The 18,191-nt window shown below is 63.9% G+C and carries 18 protein-coding genes and 1 pseudogene; 8 read left to right on the top strand and 11 right to left on the bottom strand.

Features of this window, described 5'->3' with window-relative positions; genetic code table 11:
- Window positions 1-29: 29 nt before the first annotated feature.
- From ACX4ZE_RS09250 to ACX4ZE_RS09240, 3 genes are all read left to right on the top strand, one after another.
- Window positions 30-881, top strand: coding sequence for an aldo/keto reductase (locus ACX4ZE_RS09250; RefSeq protein WP_480272922.1), 852 nt, complete (start codon window positions 30-32; stop codon window positions 879-881).
- Window positions 882-1,195: 314 nt separating this feature from the next.
- Complete coding sequence (locus tag ACX4ZE_RS09245) at window positions 1,196-1,924, top strand: enoyl-CoA hydratase (protein ID WP_480272921.1); 729 nt, start codon at window positions 1,196-1,198, stop codon at window positions 1,922-1,924.
- A complete protein-coding gene (locus ACX4ZE_RS09240; protein ID WP_480273026.1) occupies window positions 1,924-3,063 on the top strand; it encodes an MBL fold metallo-hydrolase in 1,140 nt (379 codons plus the stop codon). Before ACX4ZE_RS09245 ends, ACX4ZE_RS09240 begins: the two co-directional genes overlap by 1 nt.
- Before the next feature lie 207 nt (window positions 3,064-3,270).
- Here ACX4ZE_RS09240 and ACX4ZE_RS09235 read toward each other — a convergent pair whose 3' ends face one another.
- The 9 genes from ACX4ZE_RS09235 to ACX4ZE_RS09195 form a co-directional block, all read right to left on the bottom strand.
- Window positions 3,271-3,906, bottom strand: a complete 636-nt coding sequence (locus ACX4ZE_RS09235; RefSeq protein ID WP_480272920.1) for a DUF8020 domain-containing protein — start codon at window positions 3,904-3,906, stop codon at window positions 3,271-3,273.
- Window positions 3,907-4,088: 182 nt separating this feature from the next.
- Window positions 4,089-4,826: an energy-coupling factor transporter transmembrane component T family protein gene (locus ACX4ZE_RS09230; RefSeq protein ID WP_480272919.1), complete on the bottom strand. Its 738-nt coding sequence runs from the start codon at window positions 4,824-4,826 to the stop codon at window positions 4,089-4,091.
- On the bottom strand, window positions 4,823-7,000 hold the full coding sequence (locus ACX4ZE_RS09225) for an ATP-binding cassette domain-containing protein (protein WP_480272918.1): 2,178 nt from the start codon (window positions 6,998-7,000) through the stop codon (window positions 4,823-4,825). Before ACX4ZE_RS09225 ends, ACX4ZE_RS09230 begins: the two co-directional genes overlap by 4 nt.
- 165 nt (window positions 7,001-7,165) lie before the next feature.
- Entirely contained in the window at window positions 7,166-7,843 is a 678-nt protein-coding gene (locus tag ACX4ZE_RS09220; protein WP_480272917.1) for a phosphodiesterase, read from the bottom strand.
- Window positions 7,844-7,866: 23 nt separating this feature from the next.
- Window positions 7,867-8,688, bottom strand: a complete 822-nt coding sequence (locus ACX4ZE_RS09215) for a metallophosphoesterase (protein ID WP_480272916.1) — start codon at window positions 8,686-8,688, stop codon at window positions 7,867-7,869.
- 196 nt (window positions 8,689-8,884) lie between these two features.
- Entirely contained in the window at window positions 8,885-9,664 is a 780-nt protein-coding gene (locus tag ACX4ZE_RS09210; RefSeq protein WP_480273025.1) for an RluA family pseudouridine synthase, read from the bottom strand.
- A 60-nt stretch (window positions 9,665-9,724) separates the two neighbouring features.
- Entirely contained in the window at window positions 9,725-10,738 is a 1,014-nt protein-coding gene (locus ACX4ZE_RS09205; RefSeq protein WP_480273024.1) for an adenylate/guanylate cyclase domain-containing protein, read from the bottom strand.
- A gap of 62 nt (window positions 10,739-10,800) precedes the next feature.
- The gene (locus tag ACX4ZE_RS09200; RefSeq protein ID WP_480272915.1) at window positions 10,801-11,424 is read right to left on the bottom strand and encodes a TetR/AcrR family transcriptional regulator; all 624 of its coding nucleotides are present in this window, start codon (window positions 11,422-11,424) and stop codon (window positions 10,801-10,803) included.
- Between the two features lie 52 nt (window positions 11,425-11,476).
- The gene (locus ACX4ZE_RS09195; RefSeq protein WP_480272914.1) at window positions 11,477-11,833 is read right to left on the bottom strand and encodes an SPW repeat domain-containing protein; all 357 of its coding nucleotides are present in this window, start codon (window positions 11,831-11,833) and stop codon (window positions 11,477-11,479) included.
- Window positions 11,834-12,047: 214 nt separating this feature from the next.
- Between ACX4ZE_RS09195 and ACX4ZE_RS09190 the strand changes: the two genes are divergently transcribed.
- Together ACX4ZE_RS09190 and ACX4ZE_RS09185 are read left to right on the top strand one after the other, a co-directional pair.
- Window positions 12,048-13,244, top strand: a complete 1,197-nt coding sequence (locus ACX4ZE_RS09190) for an NAD(P)/FAD-dependent oxidoreductase (protein ID WP_480272913.1) — start codon at window positions 12,048-12,050, stop codon at window positions 13,242-13,244.
- A gap of 213 nt (window positions 13,245-13,457) precedes the next feature.
- Window positions 13,458-14,219, top strand: a complete 762-nt coding sequence (locus ACX4ZE_RS09185) for a glutamate racemase (protein WP_480272912.1) — start codon at window positions 13,458-13,460, stop codon at window positions 14,217-14,219.
- Between the two features lie 26 nt (window positions 14,220-14,245).
- Here the strand turns inward: ACX4ZE_RS09185 and ACX4ZE_RS09180 are convergent, their stop codons facing one another.
- On the bottom strand, window positions 14,246-15,301 hold the full coding sequence (locus ACX4ZE_RS09180) for a 2Fe-2S iron-sulfur cluster-binding protein (protein ID WP_480272911.1): 1,056 nt from the start codon (window positions 15,299-15,301) through the stop codon (window positions 14,246-14,248).
- A gap of 61 nt (window positions 15,302-15,362) precedes the next feature.
- Window positions 15,363-16,001: a mycofactocin system transcriptional regulator MftR2 gene (gene mftR2 / locus ACX4ZE_RS09175; RefSeq protein ID WP_480272910.1), complete on the bottom strand. Its 639-nt coding sequence runs from the start codon at window positions 15,999-16,001 to the stop codon at window positions 15,363-15,365.
- Between the two features lie 299 nt (window positions 16,002-16,300).
- Here mftR2 and mftA point away from each other — a divergent pair, with 299 nt between their 5' ends.
- The 3 genes and pseudogenes from mftA to mftC all read left to right on the top strand — a co-directional run bounded on the left by mftA (window position 16,301) and on the right by mftC (window position 18,023).
- Window positions 16,301-16,399, top strand: coding sequence for a mycofactocin precursor MftA (mftA, locus tag ACX4ZE_RS09170; protein WP_480273023.1), 99 nt, complete (start codon window positions 16,301-16,303; stop codon window positions 16,397-16,399).
- Between the two features lie 13 nt (window positions 16,400-16,412).
- Window positions 16,413-16,655, top strand: a pseudogene (gene mftB, locus ACX4ZE_RS09165) (mycofactocin biosynthesis chaperone MftB); the annotation flags it as partial.
- Window positions 16,656-16,658: 3 nt separating this feature from the next.
- Entirely contained in the window at window positions 16,659-18,023 is a 1,365-nt protein-coding gene (gene mftC, locus ACX4ZE_RS09160) for a mycofactocin radical SAM maturase (RefSeq protein WP_480273022.1), read from the top strand.
- The last annotated feature ends 168 nt before the right edge of the window (window positions 18,024-18,191 follow it).

Below are 18,191 nucleotides of genomic sequence, written 5' to 3'. Positions count from 1 at the left end.
GTTCGTCGTCACACTTCTACCGTCGGAATGTGACCTTCAGAAGCGAGACCAGCACCGTTCCTTCGATTGTACTGAACGACGGGAATGTGATCCCGCAGCTCGGCCTCGGTGTATTCCAAGTGCCGGCCGAGGATGTCTTCTCTGTGGTCACCACCGCGCTCCAGGCAGGTTACCGCAGTATCGACACCGCCGCGATCTACGGGAACGAAGAGGGTGTCGGCCGTGCGATCCGGGAATCCGGCTTACCACGAGATGTGATCTATCTCACAACAAAACTGTGGAATTCCGAGCAAGGCTACGATTCCACTTTGCGCGCTTTCGATGCCAGCGCAGCCCGGCTCGGCGTGGATTACCTTGATCTCTACCTGATCCACTGGCCGGTAGCGGCCGCAGGTCGATTCGTCGATACTTTCCGTGCCTTTCAGACGTTGAAATCGCAAGGCCTGGTCAAGTCGATCGGTGTCTCGAACTTCACGGTCGCGAACCTGCGGCAGCTCATGGCGGAAACCGGAGAGATCCCGGTGGTGAATCAGATCGAGCTGCACCCCCGATTGGCGCAGCGGGAACTGTACGAGTTCCAGTCCGCGAACGCGATCTCCACTGAAGCGTGGAGTCCGCTCGGGCAGGGCACTCTGCTGGATGACGACACCATCGCCACAGTGGCCGCCGCGGTCGAGCGTACTCCGGCGCAGGTGATCATTCGTTGGCACCTGCAGCGGGGAACGATCGTCATCCCGAAGTCGGTTACACCGGCGCGGATCGCGGAAAATTTCGATGTATTCGGCTTCGAGCTCACCTCGGAGCAGATGGAGACGATCGATGCGTTGGATACCGGCTCGCGTATCGGTCCGGATCCGGAGGCGTTCACAGTAGGGCTGTGAACAATCCCACTACGTGCCGTGGAGCTTTCCGAGTAAGCGAGTGGGAACCGTGTCCACTACTGGACGGTGTGCGGATGTGTCCGGGTCCGGCCCAGTGAAAATCGTACAAGTCTGTGAACGCACCCGGACTCTGGTACGACCACGCGGCAGATGTGTGTACGCACCCTTGCGGTGCGGCTCGGCGCAGACCAGATGAGCGCCCACGGAAAGCGGTCATCGCCGCAGTCGTGCTGGTATCGCTTGTCGCGAGGCCGTCGGCCGACTGTGGCAGAGTGAAGAGAAAACCAGACAGATTGATCAGCTGGGGAGGTCGTATGCTCGGGGCCAGCCGCGATGGTGACGTGGTCACCATCGAACTGCAGCGGGATGAGCGTCGGAACGCGCTCGATCTCGAACTTGTCACGCGGCTGCGCGAAGCTGTCCTTGCCGCCGTTGCCGAGCAGGCGCGGGGCATTGTGCTGACCGGTCGTGGTTCGGTCTTCAGTGCGGGCGCGGATCTGTCCGGAGCGTATTCCGAGGATTTTCTGTCCGCGTTGCTGGATATGCTGCACACCATTGAATCGGCGCCTATCCCGGTGATCTCGGCGATCAACGGTGCCGCGATCGGTGCGGGCGTGCAGCTGGCACTCGCTTCGGATCTGCGGGTGATCGCGACGGACGCATACATCGCGATCCCTGCGGCGAAACTGGGGATCACCGTGGATCGGTGGACCATGCGCAGATTGGTCGCGCTGATCGGCGGTGGTCCGGCCAGAGCTGTGTTGCTCGGCGCGGAATCGGTGTCGGCCCACGACGCCTACACTTTTGGCTTCGCCAATCGGATCGGCGACCTCACCGAGGCCCAAGCCTGGGCGAAACAGATCGCGGCATTGGCGCCACTATCGTTGCGACACATGAAACTGGTACTCAACGACGACGGGACGCGGGGGCCGGAAAGCGCGCAGCAACGCGCCGCGCTGGAGGCGGCATGGGCGAGCGCGGATGCCGCAGAAGGTCGCTTGGCCAGGCAAGAGAAGCGTACCGCGAAGTTTGTGGGGCGATGATGATTATTCGACGTATCGTAGGTGCTGTCGCGGGCACGCTCGGCATCACCTGGCTGATCCGGGCAGTGTGGGGCATTCCATCGGCGATGGGTGCTTCCATCTCGGCGATCCAGCCATACGCGGCGGGCGCGACGAGTTATCGCGGTCGCCAATTCCACAACACTGAGCCCAGCAGTCAAGTGGTCGCGGGTTCGGCGGGCTCGCTGCTGATTTCGATGCTGACCCAGCGTAATGCGGGGAAGCCTCGTGGAGTCATACCGCTGCAGACCCCACAGCCGCAGAGCGCGGCGGCTGTGGCTGTTACCTGGTACGGCCACGCCACCGCGCTGATCGAGGTCGATGGGTACCGGATTCTCACCGATCCCGTATGGAGTGAACGGGTTTCGCCCTCGGCGCTGATCGGGCCCGCACGGCTGCATCCGATGCCGCAGCCATTGTCCGAATTGCCCGTGCTCGACGCGGTGATGATTTCCCACGACCACTACGACCATTTGGACAAGGACACGATCCGGGAACTCGTATGGCGACAGCATGCGCCATTCCTCGTTCCCATCGGCATCGGCGCACACTTGAGGCACTGGGGTGTCCCGGAACATCGGATCGTCGAATTGGATTGGGGTGGTTCGATATCGGTCGCCGACCTCGGTTCGGCTCGGGACGGCGCGGACCTGGTGATCACCTGCGCCGAGGCCAGGCATTTCTCTGGACGCGGCCTATCGCGCAACACCACGTTATGGGCCTCGTGGTCGATCGTAGGGCCGACCCGGCGAGTCTATTTCGGCGGTGACACAGGGTATACGAAGGCCTTCGCCGAGGCGGGTGCGGCGCTAGGACCATTCGATCTGACGCTCCTGCCCATCGGCGCCTACGACGAGCGCTGGCCGGATGTGCACATGAATCCAGAGGAAGCGGTACGGGCGCATGCCGATCTATGTGCCGGTGACCCCGGCCACGGCCTGCTCGTGCCCATTCACTGGGCGACATTCAATCTCGCCTTCCACGGTTGGTCCGAGCCGATCGGGCGAATGGTGACGGCGGCTCGGGCGGCGGGCACCGTCGTCGCAGTGCCGGTGCCTGGGCAGCGGGTGGATCCGCTGAGCACCACGCCTGGTGGTTCTTGGTGGGAGAAGATCGGGTGAACGGCTTCAGCCGACTGGCTGTCAGAAAGGCTTGCAGGCCATGAGTTTCACCTGACACGCTAGAGAATCCGTCTGACACGGGTAGGGGTATAGCGGCCGAGAAGCTCTGCGGCAGTGCGTGTTATCGAATGGGGCATGTTCCCGGTCGGGTGCGACCGGGAACATGCCCCATTCCCTTGTCCGGATTCCCTTCTCCGGCGGGTGGTGTTATCTCCGGCCGGTGGAGTCCATCCACTTGGTGGTCTCTGGCGTGGCGACGAGCGTGCTGATCAGGTCGATGCCTGCGATGATCAGCGTCGGTCCGCCGACGACGATGGTGCCGATGATGGCTCCCACGCTAGCACCGGCGATGACGCTGGCGATGACGGTAGGTCCCGCGACGATGCCGGTGAGCCCGACAAGCCCGCCGATAATGGTGCCGATGAACCCGCCGACCGCGGTGGCGATGCCGAACTGCGATGCGAAGGCGTTCATCGCGCGCTGGTTTTCGTACGTCGAGGCGATCGGCTGGGCCAGGGCCACGTCCTTGACGACAGTCAGCTCGAGTACCCGGCCTGCGTCGCGCAGCGCGAAGGGCATCGGGAATTCGAGTCCATCCTGGCGGAAGGCGAGCGGCATGGTGACCACGGTGTTTCCGGCTCGGTCCTTGATATCGACCGCGCTGTCGCGGGCGGCGAATGTGCCATCGGTGAGCGTTGTGACGATCTTGTTTCCGACCAGTTCGGCCTCATACCCGATATCCGGGATCGAGGCCGGAGTTTGTTGCGCGTGCGCGGCACTCGTCCCTACAGTCAGCGCGGCGACCATCGGCATGGCAGCAGCAGCGACTTTCCGGAGAATCATTTCTTGATGTCCAATCTTCATCAGGTTTCGAACGTGAGGAACATGGCGTGCGCCGAATCCCTTCCCCCCGGCGCGTACGTCCGTGATGTGACTCTGGAAGACGGTTGCTTCCAGTAAGGCAACTGTACTGTGGCTGAAGTGAAATAGGTAAAACGTCGACCCCGGGCATTCGCCCGCTCGGCTCACAGCAGTACGTGCAGAGCGATGGAGCCCAGGCAGGCGGTGAGGACCGTGACGAGTGCGAGCGCGTCTCGACGTCCTGGGGAGCCGGGGTGCGCGGTGAGTTGCCCGGCCCCGCCACGAGCGGTGATCGCTTCGCCGAGTTCACCGGCGCGGCGAGTGGACACAGCCATGGCCGCGGTGAGGATATCGATGACGGCGCTGTCGACGGCACGGGAGAACAGATTGTCCCTTGGCCGGAGCCTGCGGGCCGCCCGTAGGATCCGGATTTCCTCCATGAGCAGAGGAAGACCACGGAGAGTCAGCGCGACGACTACGGCCCATTCGTCCACAGGAATCCGTATTCTGCGCAATGGCGCACCCAAGGTGGCCAGGGCAGGCGCGATATCACTCATCGGCGTGGTCCATGCGATGAGAAGCGAGGCAGCTACCAAGATCAGGCCGAATACCGCTATCTGTGCGTAACGCAGCACCGCCGCGCCGCCGACCGGGATGTTGATCAGGGCTCCGATCGCGAGCAGCGCCCAGAACCACCACGGCAGCCGCGGCAGGGTGCCGAGCGGCAGCCGAGCGAGCACTCCGACAAGGATCAGGAACACGACCATTGTGCCCAGCACCGGCCAAGATGGGACAAACATCAGCACCACGCTGATCAGGAATGCTCCGATCATCTTGGTACCCGCCCATAGCCGATGCACCGGACTGGCCACGGGAACCTGACGTAACAGCACGGTGCTCATCGGCAATCTCCCATCCCGTGATCTTCTATCCTGTGACCTTCCGGATAGCGACCTACCGGATAGTGCGACAGCATTGAGCCGCCGTGTGTGAATCGTCCAGTGGTGTCGCCGGACCAAGGCGGCGTGCTGGATTCGGCCGGGGTCGACGCGATTCCTCGCACTGGCTCTATAGCCAGAATGCGCCCCGATCGCAGTCGCACCATACGGTCGCACACCGCTGCCATATCGGCCACATCGTGTGAGATCACGATCAGGGTCAGTCCAGAGTCCCGTAACCGCGCGAGCAGTTCCACGATGTCGGCCCGGCCTGCCGGGTCCAGCCCGGCCAATGGCTCATCGAGCACGACCACTTGTGGGTGACTGGCCACGATCGCGGCAAGGACCACGCGTTTGGCCTGTCCGCCGCTGAGTTCTTCGATAGAGCGCGCGGCCAGCGCGCGGTCCAGGCCCACCGCGTCCAGCGCTTGCCCGACCATGCCTGAACCGGTCGTGTGTCCGGCCCAGTCCGCGATCTCTTCACCGACGGTCTGCTTCTGTAATTGCAGCCGAGAATGCTGGAAGGCCAGCGCTACTCGCCCGATCTGTTTAGTGATCGGTTTTCCCCGCAGCTCGCAGCGGCCGGAATTCGGGGTGAGCAGCCCGGCCATGATCCAGGCGAGGGTGGATTTGCCTGAGCCGTTCCCGCCGACGACGACCAATGCTTCGCCGCGCCGCACTGACAGGTCCACGCCGTGCAGCGCAGGCGCTTCCCATGGCGTTCCCTGGTTGTAGCTGTGCCGGACATCACGCAACTCGAGGATCGGCTCGCCTACTGGTCGCCGCCGGGTATCGCGCACCGGGTGAGGCCAGGCGGGCAGGTGCGCGACCGAACGTCCTGCGGCCAGATGCACCACCCGATCGGCGGCATCGGCGTCGGCCTCGTGATGGGTCACCAGCACCACGGCCATCGGGTGCCGCTTGGGGAGTGCCGCGAGCAATTCCACGAGTTCGCGGCGTCCGTCCGGGTCGATCATCGAGGTCGCTTCGTCGGCGATCAGTAGCGCTGGGCGCCGGGCCAGCGCCGCGGCGACCGCCAAGCGTTGTTGCTGGCCGCCGGACAGGGTGGCGGTCTCAGCGGCGCCCAACCCGGCGAGCCCGACTTCGCCGAGAAGTCCGTCGACATCCACATCGGCGGCGAGTTCGGTGGGCAGCCCCCACACCACATCGTCGGCGACGAGCACGCCCAAGGTCTGGCTTTCCGGCCGTTGCAATACCAGCGCCGTTCCGCCGAGTTTCCCGAGCCCGGCCGACCCGGGCCGTCGCACGGTTCCCGACGTGGGCGGCAGCCCGGCGAGTAGTCGTGTCAGCGTCGACTTGCCTGATCCGTTGTGCCCCACCACGGCGACGAACTCACCGAGGTCGATGGTCAGGTCGACATCATGCAGTGTCTCCTGTGTCGCGCCGGGATAGCGGTACCCGACACCGCGCAGCGTGACGGGTAGCGGCTCGATGGGCCGATTATCGGGTGGTGCGTCGAGCCGGTCTCGTCCGGGTAGCCAGGCGAGTCGGTCGAGTACCGAGCCGAGTACGTACCAGGAGACCACCCCGGTGACGATCATGCCGAGAGCGACGCTGCCGCCGATCCATGCCCACCACCAGCGCAGTACCGAGTCGGTCAGATCCACCGCGATCCGCCCGAGCGGCTCCAGCCACGACTGGCGCGCTGCGAGATCCTGCACGCCGCGTGAGGCGTTACGGATGTTGTCGAATATCAACTCGCGCGTTCTCGACAACAGCAGCAGTGACCCGACCGAAAACGTTGCCCAGCCGAGTCCGGTCAGCAGTGCGAAGCCGAATACCGTGATCACACCACCACCACGTCGCTTCACGCTGCCGATGATCCCGCCCGTTGTCGCCGTGGCGACCAACGCGAGCGCGGACATCATGCCTGCCGCGACAAAAGTGACCAGCGTGGCCGCGATAGTCGCGCTTGCCAGCACGCGTAGTCGATAGCGCTGCGCGATCAATCCAACGGGGACCGCGGCCAGCAACTGCAGCGCGGCGGCGAACGGGATAATCGAGCCGACGGTCACCAACCCGACCGTGGCCCCGCCGAGCACAGCGCCCGTGGCCAGTTCGATCGGCCGTAGCGGTCCTTGCTCTCCCGGTTCGCCCGCATGGGTCAGTGCACTCACAGCACAAGTCTGCCAGTCCGAGGTATAGGCCCGGACTGCGGCAATTCGCATGATTCAGTGCCGGACGATCGGCCGGGCAGTTGAGTCAGTTATCGATAATGTGGCTTGTGGGGTCACGGTATCAGCTGAAGCGGCGATACCGGAGGAATAGTGCGTTATGCGGCATCAGGTTCTTTCGCCGCGTCCGCGGCGACTGCCGATGTAGGCCAGCTCACGGATCCGGCTGACAGCTTTGGGGAAGAGTTCCACCTCAGGCGGGTGATTGAGCATCGGATCGAAGTAGTCCGTTCGATATTCGGTCGGTTCGGCATGCCGAAAGGTGAGTTCGGCTAGTCGCTGGGATGGTGCGCCGACGCGGCTGGCGGTGAGGGTGAAGCTCACCAGGTCTTCGTCCAAACGGGTGGCTATCGCTTCGAGTGAAGCCGAGGCGGGTTGGTCGAGGTCGGGCTCGGCGAAGAACCAGATCGGTGCGGAGTTATCGATCCGATAGGGCAGCAGACAGCCATAGCGGGCGCTCGCCCATCCGCGGGCCGGGGTGATCACGAATCGACCCAATGGGCCCCGGCCGGTGGTAGCCAATGCGAAATCCCACGGATTGTTGTCGCGGTCGAGTACCCGGAACGCCAATCCGAGCACATCGGGTAGGCCGCCCGGCGTTCCCACCCCTTTGGACAGTCGCGCGATGACCGTGCGGTCGCCGCTGCCGAAGAGTGGCTCGAACTCGGTCGCCGCGTGCAAGCGACCGGCCAAGTGCAGGCCGTTCGGGTAGAACACTCGGGCATGCCGAATCCGCGCTCCGACGGCGAACGTTCCCTTCACCACTGCGGTAGGTAAGTCGACCATGGTGATTCCTCGGGGTAGAGGTGCTATGTCTCCCGATTGCCCCGACTTGTGCCGGGCAAACCGGTCTCAGGTCGGTGCCACGCTGATCCGTCCCCCAGCGGAACCGAGCGGAAATGGGTGGTCAGCCGAGCGTCGTCTGCGAAGACATGGAGGGCGACCATAGGGTCGGGCGCGTAGTCCATCACATGGTCGGGTGGGTCGAGTTCCCATACGCCGCCCAGCACGGACGCGGTGCTCGGAGCCACCAGGAGTGGGCGCCCGGCGAACGTGGTCGTCGCGGCGGAATGCGCGTGCCCGGCGAGTACGGCGACGATCCGATCATCGTCGATAATCAGTTCGGCGAGCCGCTGTGGGTCGGCGAGTGCGGTCTCGTCGATGATCGGACTGTGCAGCGGCGTGGGCGGATGGTGCAGCGCGAGCAGGATGGGTTTCCCCGCGGGCGCGGCCGCGAGCACATCGCGTAGCCAACGGTAGGTGTCGTCGGCGAGCTGCCCGCCCGCCGCGCCGGGAACGCTCGAATCCAGTAGGACGAGAAGCAGATCGTCGACTCGATGGACATAATTGATCGGTGTGTCGGCCGCGGGCTCGTCGAGCAGGGCGGTGCGAAAACTCGACCGGTTGTCGTGGTTGCCCGGAAGGAAGCACACCGGGATCTCGGTGGCCGAGGCGAGCTTGGCCTCGGCGTATTGTTCCGGTTTCCCGGAATCGGTGATGTCGCCGGTCATCAGGATGACATCGGGTCTACGGTGTAGGTTGCCGAGAAATGCCATAACCTGGCGCACACGTTCGGCGTTGCGGGCGCCGAGATCGAAGTGGGTGTCGCTTACTTGAGCCACTAGGATCATCGGTATTCGCTTTCTTTCGGAATTCGCTCTCTTGTGCCAGAGTGCTCCCCAGCATTGCCGTGGATTGCTATCAGGCTAGTTGACCTGCGTATAGTCCGCCGCTGCCGAGTGGAGCGCCGCCGTGGTCGTTCATTTGGTGCGGCACTGCGTCTCGGGCAGGAGCCGGTGCTCGGATCGCCGGAGCGGTCTGTCGTGACTACCGGAGGGTACGCAGGAGTTCGGCCGCGCGCGCGAGCCTCACTTCGCTCGCGGTATTGTTGGATTCATTGGATTTGTCTACAGGGCACCAAAATTCGGCGTCGGGATCGGCCGCCAACGTGAAGTGTGGGGGCATGCGCCATGAGGCGGTCAGCTCCAGCCGCCAGGAGTGCAAGTAGGTCCGTTCGTATGTGCCGGATCGGTCGAACAGCGGGTCGCCGACAATCGGATGTCCAGTCCAGGCCAGGTGGACGCGAATCTGATGACGCCGCCCGGTGATCGGGCGCACAACGAGCGCCGTATGCGCTCGGCCGCGCGATACTGTCGCGAAACGTGTGCGCGACGGGTAGTGCTTGGTGGGAAGTAGATCGCCGTCATCGACGAACCACCGATGCTCCTTGTACTGGATCAGTTCTCGCGGTGCGGCGATCCGCACTCGGTTCTTGCGCCCCACGCTGAGCGGCAGGTCGATCACACCGGTGTCGGGTAGTCCGGTGGCCGCGACGATGGCCAGATACGCTTTGTCGACAGTTCGTTTGTTGAACTGCCTGGTCAGCTCGCCGTGTGCGCGAAGTTCCTTCGCGAACAGGACCAGGCCGGAAGTCACTTTGTCGATTCGGTGCACTGGGAACAGGGTCTCGCCCGCGGTAGCCGCGAGCTCCACGATGTCGGTGTCGTGGCGTTCCCCGGTAACGGAGATTCCGGCCGGCTTGTGCAGCGCTAGAATTCTCGGGTCCTCCTCGAGGAGACAACGCGCACGCAGTTGTGCCCAATCCATGTCCACCGGATGAGCCTAGGATGGCCGCGCCGACCCTTGCGCATGTGGTCTCGATGGAGACTACCGCTCGTTTTTGCCGTGCCTGCGCAACAAGTGCGGACGCAGCCGGCTGAAGCCGCGCACACGGACGCTGCGCAGGTGTTTGATACTGAACTCGGGGTCGCTCTCCAGTGCTGTGGCAGAACGGTCATCGATAAGCACGGTGCCAGGCCGCGCGACACCGGTGAGCCGGGACGCGGTGTTCACCACCGAGCCGTACAGGTCGCCGAAGCGCTGCAGTACGGGGCCGTGGGCAAGGGCGACGCGCAGCTCCGGAGTGCCGCCGACCATCATTGTCGACTCCTGGATGGCCAGGGCTATATGGGCGGCGTCCGCGGCATTCTCCGCGGCGAACATGACTTCGTCACCGACGTTCTTGATCACCCAGCCGCCGTTCTCGGTGATGGCCGAGGTGGTGGTGGACTCGAATGCCTCCAGTAGGGTGGACAACTCATCCGGATGCAGGTGCCTGGTCAGCCGGGTGTAACCGACCATATCGGCGAATCCGACAGCCAACTCGCGCACCGGGTCACCCGCGGTGGTCTCCGGGTCGAGGGAGCGCGACAGCGACTCCGCGAGATGTCGCCGCCATGCATAGGTATTCAACTGTTCCAATGTGGCGATGGCACCCTCGGCGGCGGTGCGCACCACCTCGCTCTTATCCGCAGCAGGGTCCGCCTCGGCGATACGGTTGGTGATCTCCGCCAGCACCAGGTCGACTTGCCATTCCGCCAGGCGAGCCATCCCTTGCCCCAGCGTGCGTGCGGTCGCCGCCTGTTGCCGCTGGTCCGCGGAGGACAGCACGCTCAACTGCTGGAAGTTGCGGACCGCGGCGATATCGGCCCCGGTGTAGTCGACCGTGGTGTCGCTCGAGCTCGACGGGAAACCGAGAGCCGTCCACAACCGCTGGGTGAGCACTGTCGTCGTACCGGACAGTTCGGCGACCTCGGTACGGTTGTACCGGCGGGCGCCGCCGAGCAAGGTCGACTCGACAACCGACTGCACCAGTTCGGACCTCTTGGTGGACGCCATGATCGGTACCTTACGGGCCGGAACAAGTGGGCCGGTCGGTAATGGTGGAGTTCGATCCTTCGTGATCAGCCCATCTGGGCCATCCCTGCGGCGACGACCTGGGCGATATTCAGTACTTCTTCCGAGGTAGGCAGTGGCATATCGTCCAGTGCGTGCAGCCGCTCGGTGCTGGCGAGGGCCAACATGGCCGAGACCCATGCCGTGGCGCACGCGCGCAGGGTGCCTGGACGGACCGGAACGGGTGCGCTCGCTTGTAATACAGTGGCGGTCGTCTCCAGCAGTTGATCACGCAGGCGGCGCAGCTGATGCCGTACGTCGGGGTGGGTATCGGCTTCTCGCCACATGATCACCCGCAGCACCGACGAGTGGTGGGCGCGCAGATTCAGGGCGGCATCGAGATTGACCAGGCTTGTCGCTGGGTCACCCTGCGCTACCAAGGTGCTGATGTCGGCGATCGGCTGCGCGGGCATTCGTTCGGACATCAACGTGGAGAGAATCGATTCCTTGGCCGGGAAGTAGTAGAAGACAAGGCCTTTGGGCACATCAGCCGCCGCGGCGATAGATGCTGTCGCGGTCGCGTCGAAACCTTGTGCCGCGAAAAGTTTTTCCGCGGCATCGAGAATGCGTTGCCGGGCGTCACTATCGACTCTCGCGCTGCGGCGACGCTCGGCATGTCGGGGTTTCGGCATACGCGTCAGCGACACGTGTATCAGTGATGTGCGGTGTCGGTGATAGTCGATGTCAGCGAGGTGCGGCAGTGCCGTGCATCCGCCCCGATACCACCGGAAGTGCGGCGACCGCGGTTACCGCTGTCACGACCCCGATTATCCACGAGGTCCAGGACGCGCCCCGATACTCGGTGAAGTCCATGACCCAGGGGGAAAGAAACAGCAGCACGCCGCACAGGCCCATCAGATAATCCGCTGTCGCCATGGTGGGGCGGGCCATCTGCGCGAAGCCGGTGAGGGCGATGAGCACGCCGAGCACGATCAGCGCCCAGCGGGCGTTGGTGTTTGTATCCACCCAGATAGGTGATAGTGCGGCGAAGATCCCGAGCACGACAGCCAGGAAATCTTGTGCGCGGCTCTCGGTGAACATAGGTGCCTCCTCGGGCTGGGGATATCTTCTGATTTCGGTATAAACCTGACTGACCGGCCGATCAATATCGAGATGACTACGATTACGTCGGTCTCGGTTGGCGGGTAAACGTGATTTTCATCACATATTGATAAACCAAGCAAAGGTTAGGGTGTCTGCGAGGTGCTGCCGATCGCGCCGGTTCGGCGGTCGGATTCCAAGGAAGGACGTCCGTATGACTGCGCCGATCGTGATCGTCGGGGCCGGTCTCGCCGGCCTGCGTACTGCGGAGGAACTGCGCCGGATGGGTTATGCCGGTGATCTCGTACTCGTCGGTGACGAGCCGCGGTTGCCCTATGACCGTCCGCCGCTGTCCAAGCAGTTCGTGCGAGGTGAAACCAACGACACCACGCTGCGCCCGAGCGAGTTCTACGCCGAGAAGCGCATCGATGTGTGGCTGGGTACCGAAGCCGTCGACGTGGATACCGAGGCGCGATGTCTCCACCTCGCCTCCGGTGCCGTGCTGGATTATGACCAGCTGATCATCGCTACTGGCCTGCGCCCGCGGCGCCTACCCGGTCTGCCCGAGCTACATGGGGTGCATGTGCTGCGCAGCCATGCCGACGCCGTTGCGCTGTGTGCCGATGCGACAAGCCCTGCGACAGCGCTTGTGGTCGGAGCGGGTTTCATCGGCTGTGAGCTGGCCGCGAGCTTCCGGGCGATCGGACTGGAGGTCGCTGTGCTGGAGCCCCAGGCGACACCGTTGGCTTCGGTGCTCGGTGAACAGGTGGGTGCGCTGGTCGCGCGGATGCACCGTGCGGAAGGGGTCGACCTACGCTGTGGCATCGGCCTGGACGCACTCCGGGGTGATCCGGCGGGGCGGGTGTGCGGTGCGCAGTGCTCCGATGGCACGGAACTCGCCGCAGACCTTGTTGTGATCGGTGTCGGTTCGACACCGGCGACCGAGTGGCTGAGTGGCTCCGCCATCGCGCTTGCCGAACCGTCGGCCGGTGGCGGTGTGCTCGCCGACGCGGTCGGACGCACCGGCGTGGACAGGGTATGGGCGCTCGGCGATGTGGCAGCCTGGCAAGACGAGACCGGAGCGCACCGACGGGTGGAACACTGGACCAACGCGGGCGAGCAAGCCAAACTGCTCGCCTGTGCGCTCTTGGGTGGTGAGCCGTCCGCGGCCACTCGGGTCCCGTACTTCTGGAGCGACCAGTACGACGTCAAGATCCAGGCTCTCGGTACCCCGAAACCCGCCGACGATGTGCACATCGTCGCTGACGACGGCCGGAGATTTCTCGCGTACTATGCCAGGGGCGGTGAGTTGACCGGTGTGGTCGGGGCTGGGATGACCGGACAGGTCATGAAAGCGCGCGCCGCACTCGTCGCGCACGCCCCGGTGGCAGAGCTGCTCGCCACGCGCTGAGCCAGGCCGCGCCGACCGGTGCGTCTATCCGTTGTCGACTCGACGGGCGGTCTCCCGTGCCGAGATACCCCGGATGAGCGATACCCCGGATGAGCGATACCCCGGATGAGCTTCGTATCGTGCGATACGGCTCCTCGACGTAGCTGGTCGCAATCACCTGGCGTGGTCGTGATGGTGTGCGGGGGGTATGCCGGGTTGTAATACGGTGGACGGGTGATCGTCGCGCTCATCGACTCGGGTCTGGGATTGCTTCCCACCTCCGCATGGTTGCGTAAGCTGCGGCCGGACGTGGATTTGCTACTGCAGCTGGATCCGGATGGCGCGCCGTGGGGGCCGAAACCGGAGGGGTGGGTGGTCGAGCGGGTGGTGAATGCCGCGCGGACATCGCTGAGATCCGGCGCCGAAGTAGTCGTGCTGCCATGTAATACCGCCAGCGTCACAGCTCTGGAACACGTCCGGGCGGAAGTAGGGGTCGGTGTTCCAGTGATCGGTGCCGTGCCCGCGATCAAACCCGCGGCGGCTGTATGCCGTTCGGTAGCGGTCTGGGCTACCGCGGCGACCACGGCGAGCCGATATCAGGCCGATCTGATCGCGAAGTTCGGCGGCGATGCCGAAGTGACAGGCGTGGCGTGCCATGGACTGGCGGATGCGATCGACTGTGGCGATCTGGGTGCCGCGCGCGCCGCGATCGCCGATGCTGTCGCACGGACTCCGCTGGATGTCGCTGGTGTGGTTCTCGGTTGCACGCACTACCCTCTGGTGGCAGATGAGATCCAGGCCGCGCTCCCGGCCGGTGTGCGCCTGTTCGACAGCGCGCAAGCCGTTGCCGCACAGACCATTCGGAGAATCGAGGCCCTCGGACGCCCGACTACCGGCAATGGTGCGGTCCGGGTGCTCAACAGTGGTAGGCCGGGCGTATTGCCCACCGCCGCCGCCGCATTCGAATCAGGCCGCATTTTGGGCGCACGAGAATGAATTCTCGCCGAGCCGTTCGGAGCAGATCAAAACTGGATTTTCAGGCGATCAGTCACCGGATGCGCTTGGCAGCCGAGGATATAGCCGTTCTCGATATCCTCCGGGTCGAGAATTTCGGCGTTGTCCATCTCAACTGCGCCCTCCAGTACCGTGCACGCGCAGGATCCGCATTCTCCTTCTTGGCAGGAGTAGGGTACATCCAGCCCTTTGGCCAGCATAATGTCCACCAGTGTCCGAGTGCGCGGCCAGGCCAGCTCATGTACTTCGCCGTCGAGCTCGACTTCGACGGTCGCCGCATCGGCCAGTTCGGTCTCGGGTGTCTCGACCGTCGGCTTTCCGGTGAACGGGTCGCCGGCAAGGGAATTGAAGACCTCGGCATGTGTGCGTGACTTCGGCACGCTCAGTCGAGCGAGCGCATCGTGCACTTGATTCATGAAGGGCTTAGGTCCGCACATGAACGCCTCGTAACCGTGATACGGGGCTACCAGGGTGGCCAGCGCATCGGCGGTCGGCAAGCCTTGGAGCTGCTCCAGCCAGTGGATCACGAGGAGTCGCTGCGGGTGTTTGTCTGTAAGATCGCGCAGCTCATCAGCGAAGATCACCGATTCGTGGTCGCGGTTGGCGTAGATGAGCACGATGCGGCCGCCACCTTGTGCCAGTGCCGATTTCGAGATGGACATCACGGGTGTGATACCGCTTCCCGCGGCGAACAGCAGCAGATCTGTATCCAGATTCTTGGGCGTGAAGACGCCAGAAGGCGGCAGCACCTCGATTCGGTCGCCTGCTTTCACGTTGTCGCATACCCAGTTCGACCCATAGCCGCCTTCGGTCCGCTTGATGGTGACCTTCGGGCGATCATCGGTATGCGGCGAGCTGGCCAGCGAATAGCAGCGAGCCACCGAGCCGGTCCTTTCGCTGGGAATGCGCAGCGTGAGAAACTGCCCCGGCTGATAACGGAACTTTTCGGCCAGTTCGTCGGGGATGTCGAAGACCAGTGAACAGGTGTCGGCCGTCTCTGCGATGACTGCGGATACCCGCAGCACGGCCGAGCGTGAGCCGTGTGGAACCTCGACAGTGGTCATGTCGTCCTCTCGAACCTGACGCGGGCGCTACATGGCGCCAAAACTAGAACGTGTTTCAGTTTCATCGTACGTCGGTCGTCGCCTGGTGGACAAGCTTGGCCTCCAGGCCTGCGATCAACACGTCCATACTGAAATCGTAGGAGTACCTTCCGCGCAGGTCGCCGATGTATCTATTGGCGCGCATCACGACGGGAGGCAGGGTCACGTCGACCGGTGCGGAGTGGTCTCGCGGATTCACTCGGCTGCGGCCGAACAGGTAGGTGTGGATCGTCGCATAGGCGGCGAGTACGCTGCGGTCGTCGAAGCCTGCTTCGACCAGGACGTCCATTACCGCAGCGATCAGGTCCAACTGTTTGCCGAACATCTGCTCGATCAAAATGTCACCGAGGCCCGGATGCTTGCGCAACTTCTCGTCGATCTGGTCGACAAGAACGCGCAATCGGTGCTGCCATGGCCCGGATTCAGGAGGTGGCGTCCGGACTCCGTTCAGGGCTGCGCTGGCGACGAGGTCGAGCAGTTCTCGTTTGTCCGCGACATAGTAGTACGGCGCCATGGGGGAGACGCCGAGTTCGCGAGATAGTCGCCGCATGGACAGTTTCTCCACACCGTCCTCGCGGACCACCCGCAACGCCGCCTCGACGATCTCGGACTCCGATAGTGTGCCACCGCCCCCATTCGCCTGCATTCGTCCGACTCCCATGCCACCTCGACCACTGTGGGCGGTATCGCCCGTCGCCTTCTGTTCAGCTGCTTTCTACCCGAAGTCTAGAGCGCCGCGGGCCGACTTGATCGCTAGATGCTCGCCGTGGCGTGCATCCGGGGCGGACGCGGGCCAGCCAGGGTTGTCGATAGGTGAAACTTGTTCCTTTTTGTCAGCTGATGACGTTATCGTGTGAGCGCGGGCCGCAGTGGGCGGTCACGCACACGGATAGTTCTTCGGAGGTAGGCATGCCGGAATTCGGATCTATCGGACACACCGACACCGACAACGCCGGACGAGTGGAGCCCGTCGCCGCACAGTCGGCCGAGGAGCCGCCGCTGGTCGCGGAGAGTCTTATCGAAGAGGTGTCCATCGACGGTATGTGCGGTGTCTACTGACGGGCGGCCGATTATGCTCGAGCTCGATTCGCGCTGGCAGCTGCATCCGAGTGTCGCGGTGCGGTCGGAGTCGTTCGGTGCGCTGCTCTATCATTTCGGCACGCGAAAACTCTCGTTTCTGAAAAACCTGCGGATTGTCGAAATTGTGCGATCGCTGTCGGAGCATGCCTCGCTCCGCGTAGCCCTGGAAGCGGCGGGCGTGTCGGAAGGCAGTGCCACGCCATATCTCGCCGCACTGACGCAATTGGCCGATTCGGAGATGATCATCGGTGCGTCCGTCCGGGTACCGGCGGCGTCTTCCGCTGTGCGGGTGGCCGCGCCGCCGTCGACGGCGGAAAGGGTCGAGCGGCAGCCTGCGGGCGTGGGCGCGCCGGCGGACAGGGCCGTAAGCTTGGTCGATCGCTTCGAATCCGGACTCGCCGCGCCGATCTGCCTGACCTGGGAGCTCACCTACGCCTGCAACTTGTCCTGTGTGCACTGTCTGTCCTCTTCGGGGCGAAGGGATCCGCGCGAGCTGAGTACCGAGCAATGCAAGGCGCTGATCGACGAGTTCGAGCGTATGCAGGTGTTCTATGTGAACATCGGCGGCGGCGAGCCCACCGTACGACCGGATTTCTGGGAACTGGTCGACTATGCGGTCTCTCATCGGGTAGGGGTGAAGTTCTCTACCAACGGGGTCCGGATCACATCTGAGGTCGCGACACGTCTTGCGGCCAGCGACTACGTGGATGTACAGGTATCGCTGGATGGTGCGGATGCCGCGGTCAATGATGCCGTGCGTGGACCCGGCTCTTACGATATGGCCCTTCGCGCGCTGGAGCATCTGGCGGAAGCGGGTTTCCGGGATGCCAAGCTGTCGGTGGTGGCGACCAGGCACAATATCGGGCAGCTCGACCAATTTCTGGCCATCGCGGAAAGGTATGGTGCCACGCTGCGTTTGACCAGGCTGCGTCCCTCGGGGCGTGGTGCGGATGTATGGGACGAGCTGCACCCGACGCCGGATTTGCAGCGTGTGCTCTATGACTGGTTGCTGCGCAACGGCGAGGGCGTGCTCACTGGAGACTCGTTCTTCCACTTGTCCGCGTACGGCCAGGCACTGCCGGGTCTGAACATGTGTGGAGCGGGCCGGGTGGTCTGCTTGGTCGACCCGGTCGGCGATGTCTACGCTTGTCCGTTCGCCATCCACGACCGGTTTCTCGCCGGGAATGTAGTTACCGATGGTGGCTTCGACGAAGTATGGCGTTCCTCAGAGTTGTTCGCCGGGTTACGTGCGCCCAGTGGCGCCGGCGCGTGTGCTTCGTGCAGCCATTACGACGCCTGCCGGGGTGGCTGCATGGCGGCGAAATTCTTCACTGGATTACCTGCCGACGGCCCGGACCCGGAATGCGTGCAGGGCTATGGCGAGGTGGCACTGGCCGATACCACCCGGGTGATCCCGCGCTCGTCGATCGACCACTCCCGCAGGGCGGCATCGCGAACGAGCGGGCGCGGACCGGGGCCGGTCCCATTGAACCTGAGCACGATGAACCTGAGCACGACGCGCCCGGCCGAATCGGCGCAACCACATCCGCCTGCACGGGCTTGTGCGGAGAGCCCATTAGCAGAAGATCATAGAGTTTGCTAGAAGTATGCTGAAAGCGTGTAGTTGGCCTATGCCCGATCTGCGACCTGGAGATAGCCGCTCGTTAGCCGAATGCTGGGCTGTGCGTATCCCCCCGCGGTCGCACTCCGGTGGTGCGCGGGTAGCCCTCGCGGGCGCTCCGGTTTCGACCAAAATTCGGCCGGTTTGCGT

It is taken from the genome of Nocardia sp. TBRC8007, from assembly GCF_056629435.1.
The sequence above is the reverse complement of the archived record's forward strand: the minus strand, read 5'-3'. Positions and strand labels throughout refer to the sequence as shown.

Coding starts and splice junctions, on each gene's coding strand:
- ACX4ZE_RS09245 (WP_480272921.1), top strand. CDS start 1,196: ATGCTCGGGGCCAGCCGCGATGGTGACGTGGTCACCATCGAACTGCAG.
- ACX4ZE_RS09210 (WP_480273025.1), bottom strand. CDS start 9,664: ATGGATTGGGCACAACTGCGTGCGCGTTGTCTCCTCGAGGAGGACCCG.
- ACX4ZE_RS09200 (WP_480272915.1), bottom strand. CDS start 11,424: ATGCCGAAACCCCGACATGCCGAGCGTCGCCGCAGCGCGAGAGTCGAT.
- ACX4ZE_RS09180 (WP_480272911.1), bottom strand. CDS start 15,301: ATGACCACTGTCGAGGTTCCACACGGCTCACGCTCGGCCGTGCTGCGG.
- ACX4ZE_RS09240 (WP_480273026.1), top strand. CDS start 1,924: ATGATTATTCGACGTATCGTAGGTGCTGTCGCGGGCACGCTCGGCATC.
- ACX4ZE_RS09190 (WP_480272913.1), top strand. CDS start 12,048: ATGACTGCGCCGATCGTGATCGTCGGGGCCGGTCTCGCCGGCCTGCGT.
- ACX4ZE_RS09220 (WP_480272917.1), bottom strand. CDS start 7,843: ATGGTCGACTTACCTACCGCAGTGGTGAAGGGAACGTTCGCCGTCGGA.
- mftR2 (WP_480272910.1), bottom strand. CDS start 16,001: ATGGGAGTCGGACGAATGCAGGCGAATGGGGGCGGTGGCACACTATCG.
- mftC (WP_480273022.1), top strand. CDS start 16,659: ATGATCATCGGTGCGTCCGTCCGGGTACCGGCGGCGTCTTCCGCTGTG.
- ACX4ZE_RS09195 (WP_480272914.1), bottom strand. CDS start 11,833: ATGTTCACCGAGAGCCGCGCACAAGATTTCCTGGCTGTCGTGCTCGGG.
- ACX4ZE_RS09235 (WP_480272920.1), bottom strand. CDS start 3,906: ATGATTCTCCGGAAAGTCGCTGCTGCTGCCATGCCGATGGTCGCCGCG.
- ACX4ZE_RS09215 (WP_480272916.1), bottom strand. CDS start 8,688: ATGATCCTAGTGGCTCAAGTAAGCGACACCCACTTCGATCTCGGCGCC.
- ACX4ZE_RS09230 (WP_480272919.1), bottom strand. CDS start 4,826: ATGAGCACCGTGCTGTTACGTCAGGTTCCCGTGGCCAGTCCGGTGCAT.